Genomic DNA, 5,610 nt, shown 5'->3' on the forward strand with positions numbered 1-5,610 from the left:
GGGCACGCCGAGGGCGAGCAGGTCGTCGACGTCGTCGGCCAGGTCGAGCTGCACCGCGGCGTACAGCGGCAGGACGGCGTACCACCGGTCCAGGCTCTGCTCGCGCTGGCTCACCACCCGCAGCGTTTCCCCGGCGTCGGCCATCAGCATCCACCCGGTGTCGAGGTCGGCGGCCAGCGGCGGCGGCACCGCGTCGGGGCGGCGTGCGGCGATCCGTGTCACGACGGCCGCTTCGTGGCGCAGCGACTCGGCGTTGGCCTTGAACCAGACGTCACCGGCGGCGGTCGGGACGCGCAGCACCGTCGACCACGGGTAGATGTGCGGTTGCACGACCGGGCCGGTCCGGGTCGTCCCGAGCTCGTCGAGCCGACCGTCGATCCAGTCCCGCACCCGGGCCAGCCACTGCGGATCCCGCCACCGTCTGTCGTCCACAGCCGGTGATGCTAGTCAGCCGTCGGCGCCGGCCGACACTCGTTTTGGCTGGCCGGGACGTCACTGAGTGGCCGAAGGGGACGGGTAGAGGTCGGCGAGCCCGACCGTTCGGACCGGTTCACCGCGGTCGGTCAGGCCCGGTTCGAATCCGACCCCGCTGTAGCAGGTCAGCACCGTGTCGCGGGTGTCGTAGCCACGGCCGGCGAGCAGGTCGCGGGCCCGGCGCAGCCGGTCGACGTGGCGTGCCCCCATCACCTCGCCCCACTTCACCTCGCCCAGGGAGAGCAGACGGCGCCGCTCCCCCGGGACCGCCGGAGCGAACACGGCGACGTCCACTTCGATCTGGCGTCGTCGCTGCGGATCGGTGACGACTCCCGCGCCGACCTCACCGGGCAGCGCGCCGAACCGCTCCGGCGGCGCGGTAAGGGCGTACGCCCGGCACAGCCGTTCGAAGTGCGGACCGATCACCTGCGCGGCGAACCTGGACCGGGCGTCGCGCCACACCAGCTCGGCCCGCTCGCTTTCCAGCAGGCCCCACTGCGGTCGCATGATCACCTGGTAGAAGGTGATCAACGGTTCCGCGATCCGGTAGACGGCCCGGCCGGACCGGAACACGTCCGGTTCCCGCACGAGCAGGTGGCTGTCCTCCAGGACGTTGAGGTGGTGGCCGATGTCCGCCGCCTTGCGGCCGATGTAGCCGGCGATCCCGCCTCTGGTGTTGTTGCCGGCGGCGACGGCGGCCAGCACTGAGTGGTACAGCGCGGTGTCCCGGACGTCGGCTTCCTCCTGGAGCAGATACCGTGCCTCGCGGAACAACGGGGTGGCCGGGTTGAGCACGGTACGGGTCAGCCAGCCGTCGAAGTCGCCGAGGTCGCGCGGCGCGTCGTCGCCGACGAAGCGCCGGTACGCCGGGGTGCCGCCGACCACGGCGTGGTGCAGCACGGCGAGTCTCGGGTCGCTCAGCCCCCAGAACTGGGCGGTGAGCACGTTGTCGAAGGGCTGGACGACGAGTTCCAGGCTGGCCCGGCCGCGCAGCGGGGCGGACCCGGCCAGCAGCCCACCCGTGACCGACATCGCGGATCCACAGAGCAGCAGCGACAACGGCCGCTCATCCGACACGGCCCGGTCGATTTCCCGCTGCAGGATCGACGGCAGGGCCGGCTCAACCTTGCTCAAATAGGGAAACTCATCCAGGACGACCGGACCGGGCCGGTCGGACAGGGTGCACAGGTGGGTGACAGCCTCGTCCCAGCTGTCGAACCGGAGGGAGGCCGCGACACCCAGCCAGGTGTTCAGCGCCTGCGTGAACAGGCGGAATGACTCGGCCGACGTCGCCTGAGTGGCACCGAAGTAGAGCCCGCCGGTCTGCCGGGTCAAGGCCTCCAACAGGTACGTCTTGCCCTGCCGGCGTCGCCCGCTGACCACTCCCAGCTGGGGGCCTGGGCGCGAGAGGAACGCGGTGAGCTGCCGCCACTCGAAGTCACGGTCGAAGATCCGGTCCGGTTTCGCGATCAGGACGGGCCTCCAAGAACGAGGAGTACGTTTTGTCGAAGTGTACTCCTCGTTCCGTATGCCAGGCGGGATCAGCCGTGGTCGGGAGCGGCGACTACGGTCGGCCGTCGAGGAACGGGCTGATGGAGCGTTACTGGCAGCTGCTGGGCGTCCTCAACGGCTGGCTGGCCGCCCCACCGCAGGTGCCGGCGTTGGAATGGTTCATCGCCGCGCTGCGCGCCCACGCCGACTGACGACGAATCGGCCGGGTCGCCACGGCGGCAACGTCGTGGCGACCCGACACCCCGCTCGACATCGATCTGGTCCTGGCTGGACCGATCCGTGCCATCACCGGCTGGCGGTGCCGGTCGAACCGCACCGGCTGCAGCCGTACCACCTGGTGTTGGTGCCGGTCTCGTACATCCACCGCAGCAGCGCGGGATTGCCGAGAGGTCGACCCGGCGGTCCGGCTGCCAGTGCAGCCGGTGCGGCAGCTCGACGACCCCGCTGACCGGTCCGCGCAGCTCAGAGAGATCAGCGGCGACGACCGCGCGGCGGCCTGGCCTGGCCATGCACCATGCCTGGCTGCGCCCGTCGGTCTCGCTGCGTCTCACCCTCTCGGGGTAGCGGGCAATCCGGCCCGTGACCGGCCTACGGGCCGCTCACCTGGCTCGCCGCAGCTGTCACGCTGATCCGATGGGCCGCCCGTGACAGCCACAACGCCACCAGCCAGATGGCGGTCACCGGCAGGGCGAGCGGTACGACCAGCGGCAACCACAAGCCGACCAGCACGGCGGTGGCCGGCACCGCCAGACACGCCGCCAGCACCACTGTCGCGTACGCCGGACGGACGTAGGACGTGACCAGCGGAATCGCGACGAAGGCGATCGCCGCGCAGACGCCCACCACGACACCCCAGAAGGCCTGTCGCGTCGCCGCCGAGGTGGACACCACGCTGACCCACGCCAGGCCGGGCAGCGCCACCACCCAGGCGGCCAGCCACAAGCCGTGCCGGGCCACGCGGGCAACCGTGGAGGCGTCGCCCCGCCGGCTGAGCAGCTCCGCCGCCACCGCCAGGACGACGACGCAGCCGAGACCCGCGAACACCAACGCCGGGAGGACCTTGCCGGTGCCGTCGGGGCACTGCAGCTCGCCGCCGGGCAGTACGTCCCCACCGGTGGGACGACACCCGATTCGCAACGCGGACAGGACCAGCAGGCCGACTCCGCCGGCGACCACGCCGACCACCGCAGCGGCGGCTGCGGTCGCGAGGTACCAGATGAACAGCTGTTCCCCGCCGAATCGGCGCCGAGGACTCTGCTGCGACATCCTGATCATCTCCCTGAGACCGACAATGGCCCGTGCGCCCAGGCAGCCATGGAACCGGTGACGGTCAGACTACCTGGGCCGGCACTATCAGCGTAGGCGTCAGTAGTAGACCACGGTTGGACAGCCGCTTACTCCCGGAGCGTAGCGAATCGGATTGGTGAATCCCTCTCCCATCAGGAAGCAGGCCGGCGCTGTCCAGTTGCGGCTTGAGTTGACCAGCAGGGCGCTGCCGTCGAACCCAGCTGGAGGATCTCGATCGGTGTTCAGTCCCATGCAATCGGTATGCGGGGATAGTCCAAGATTGTTGCAGTCGTTACTCTTCATGCTTACGGACGCGGCCATCCGCGAAGAGCTTTCGTTGCCAGGATACAGCTCGGCGAACGCCAGGTACAGTGTGTCCTGGGCCAGTTGGCGCGGGAAACCGATTCCGATCTCAACTCCGTTTTCGTCGCAACCATCACTTGCAATGTTGTAGTCGGCGTAGGGAGCAGAGGATTCCGGGACGTTCGCCCCCCAAATGCCACCCATCTCGTAGGTGCCGGACCAGAAGTCCCAATCGGAGTCACCAAAGCCGGGCGGACAAAACGGGCGGACGACCCAGCCAGGAAGATCGTCGTTCCACGTTGTTATGCCGAGTTCCATTCCCCAATCACTCGGAAAAGTCGAAGGTTGCGCGCTGTAGGCGCTTTCGTAGACGAACCAGTAGTCATAAGCTCGAAGTTCTGCCTGTACCGGTGGGTAGACGGTACGGTAGGTGTCGCCTTCCCATATTGATGGGTAGTGCTCATCGATGGAACCGTCGAGAGGTTGTACGGTGTCGCGTGCACGCTCAACCGAAAACCTTCTCGACACCACTGCCGGCGCGGTGGTGGTGACCGCAGGTGACGCCGCAGTCATCACGCTCTGCAACCTCTCGATCTCGGTCGAGGATGTCGACGCCCGGACGACCAGTGCGGATACCACCGGGCGACGATTGAACCGTCGCTGAAACGCGAGCTCGGCCCAGTTTGCCTGGTCCTTGGCGGTCACGCCATCCATCGGGATGATGCCGCCCACCACGCCATTGCCGGAGAACCGCAGCTCCAGAACCTGGATGTCGACCTTCTCCAGGATACTGAGCGCATCCTCGACACCCACTCTTGATGGCAACGTGACTACTTTTGCCTGCTCCCGCCGGTTGACATCGACAGGGTCAGGCTCTTGAGCGTGAGCAGGCCTGACAGTCAGGAGGCTGCCAATTGTCAACAGTGTCACGGTCGCCGCCGCGAAGGCGCGGCGACGGCGTCGCGTGCGGACAACATTGCTCGATCCCACACTGATTCCTTCCTTCTGCGAGAGGTTGGGGTGATCGCCCGAAGCTTCGGCTCCGCCTGGCGCGGGCTGGATTCGCGACCAGCCGGAAAGGGGGTGATCAGTCATGTCACCGCCAGACATGACTGCGTGTGTGGCTGGTGAACCGACCGTGCGCACCGCGTTGCCTGGCGCATCGACAAGACCTTCCCGTTACCACATTTTTGAACGGTGAGTCATGTTTGTCAATATGAATCTTGACTCCAGGTATAGATCAATGTTTCGTGACCCCGACCTGTGAGCCGTTTTCATCCTGTGTAGGGGTTGGCTTCGACGTGGTGCAGGACGAGGATGGCCTGCACGATCGCGGTGGCGCGGTGCGGGCTGCAGCGCAGCTTGGTCAGGATCTTCCAGGTCTTGAGCGTGGCGATGGCCCGTTCGCCGTGTGCTCGGATCTTCGCGTGCGCCCGGTTGATCGTCTTCTGTCGGCGTGACAGCTTCGGCCGGGAGCGGTGGCGCTTGAACGGGGTGCGGACGCTGCCGGTAGCCCTTGTCGGCGAAGGTCATCACCTGGGCGCTGGTCAGCGCGTGGGTGATGCCGTGGACGCGGGCGGCGGTGAGGTCGTGCGCCGAGCCCGGCAGTGTCCGGGAGGCCCAGACGAGCCGGCCGGCGGCGTCGGCGATGACCTGCTGGTTCACGCCGTGGCGCCGGTGTTTGCCGGAGTAGTACGGCTTCTGGTCCGCCACGCGGTCGATCGGGATCAGCGTGCCGTCGAGGATCGTGTACGCCAGGTGTCGGATGCGGCGCATCGCCGTGGCCAGGTCCTCGGCGACCGCGGCGAGCGGGGCGATCGCTTCCTGCACGTACCGCCAGGCGGTAGCGACGCCGACGGCGAACCCGGCGGCGAGCCGGGTGTAGGTGTCGCCGTTGCATAGGTGGGCCAGGGCGAGTAGTGCCTGGCGGCCGGGTCGAGGCGCCGCCATCGGGATCGATGCTGGTTGCGGTGGGCTCGGATGAGGTCGGTGAGGTGGTTGAGGGTGCGGCTGGACAGCGGGATCGTGGAGGGG

Annotated in this window: 3 protein-coding genes and 2 pseudogenes; all 5 read right to left on the reverse strand. The window is 67.9% G+C overall.

Annotated features, from left to right (window positions below; genetic code table 11):
- Positions 1-432 (reverse strand): annotated as a pseudogene (locus tag ACFHWT_RS30940) (hypothetical protein); the annotation flags it as partial.
- A gap of 60 nt (positions 433-492) precedes the next feature.
- Positions 493-1,809 (reverse strand): AAA family ATPase, encoded by a 1,317-nt coding sequence (locus ACFHWT_RS30945; protein ID WP_416598186.1) that lies wholly within the window; start codon positions 1,807-1,809, stop codon positions 493-495.
- A 765-nt stretch (positions 1,810-2,574) separates the two neighbouring features.
- Positions 2,575-3,252 carry an adenylate cyclase gene (locus tag ACFHWT_RS30950; protein WP_416598188.1) on the reverse strand — a complete coding sequence of 226 codons (678 nt, stop codon included), beginning with the start codon at positions 3,250-3,252 and terminating at the stop codon, positions 2,575-2,577.
- 99 nt (positions 3,253-3,351) lie between these two features.
- A complete protein-coding gene (locus tag ACFHWT_RS30955; RefSeq protein WP_416598190.1) occupies positions 3,352-4,671 on the reverse strand; it encodes a hypothetical protein in 1,320 nt (439 codons plus the stop codon).
- Positions 4,672-4,850: 179 nt separating this feature from the next.
- Positions 4,851-5,526, reverse strand: a pseudogene (locus tag ACFHWT_RS30960) (transposase family protein).
- Between the last annotated feature and the right edge of the window lie 84 nt (positions 5,527-5,610).

It is taken from the genome of Micromonospora sp. LOL_021 (assembly GCF_048060215.1).
Taxonomy (GTDB): Bacteria; Actinomycetota; Actinomycetes; order Mycobacteriales; family Micromonosporaceae; genus Micromonospora_E.

What these genes read in the sequence shown, in the direction of transcription:
- ACFHWT_RS30950 (WP_416598188.1), bottom strand. Translation starts at nt 3,252, where the DNA reads ATGTCGCAGCAGAGTCCTCGGCGCCGATTCGGCGGGGAACAGCTGTTC.
- ACFHWT_RS30955 (WP_416598190.1), bottom strand. Translation starts at nt 4,671, where the DNA reads ATGACTGATCACCCCCTTTCCGGCTGGTCGCGAATCCAGCCCGCGCCA.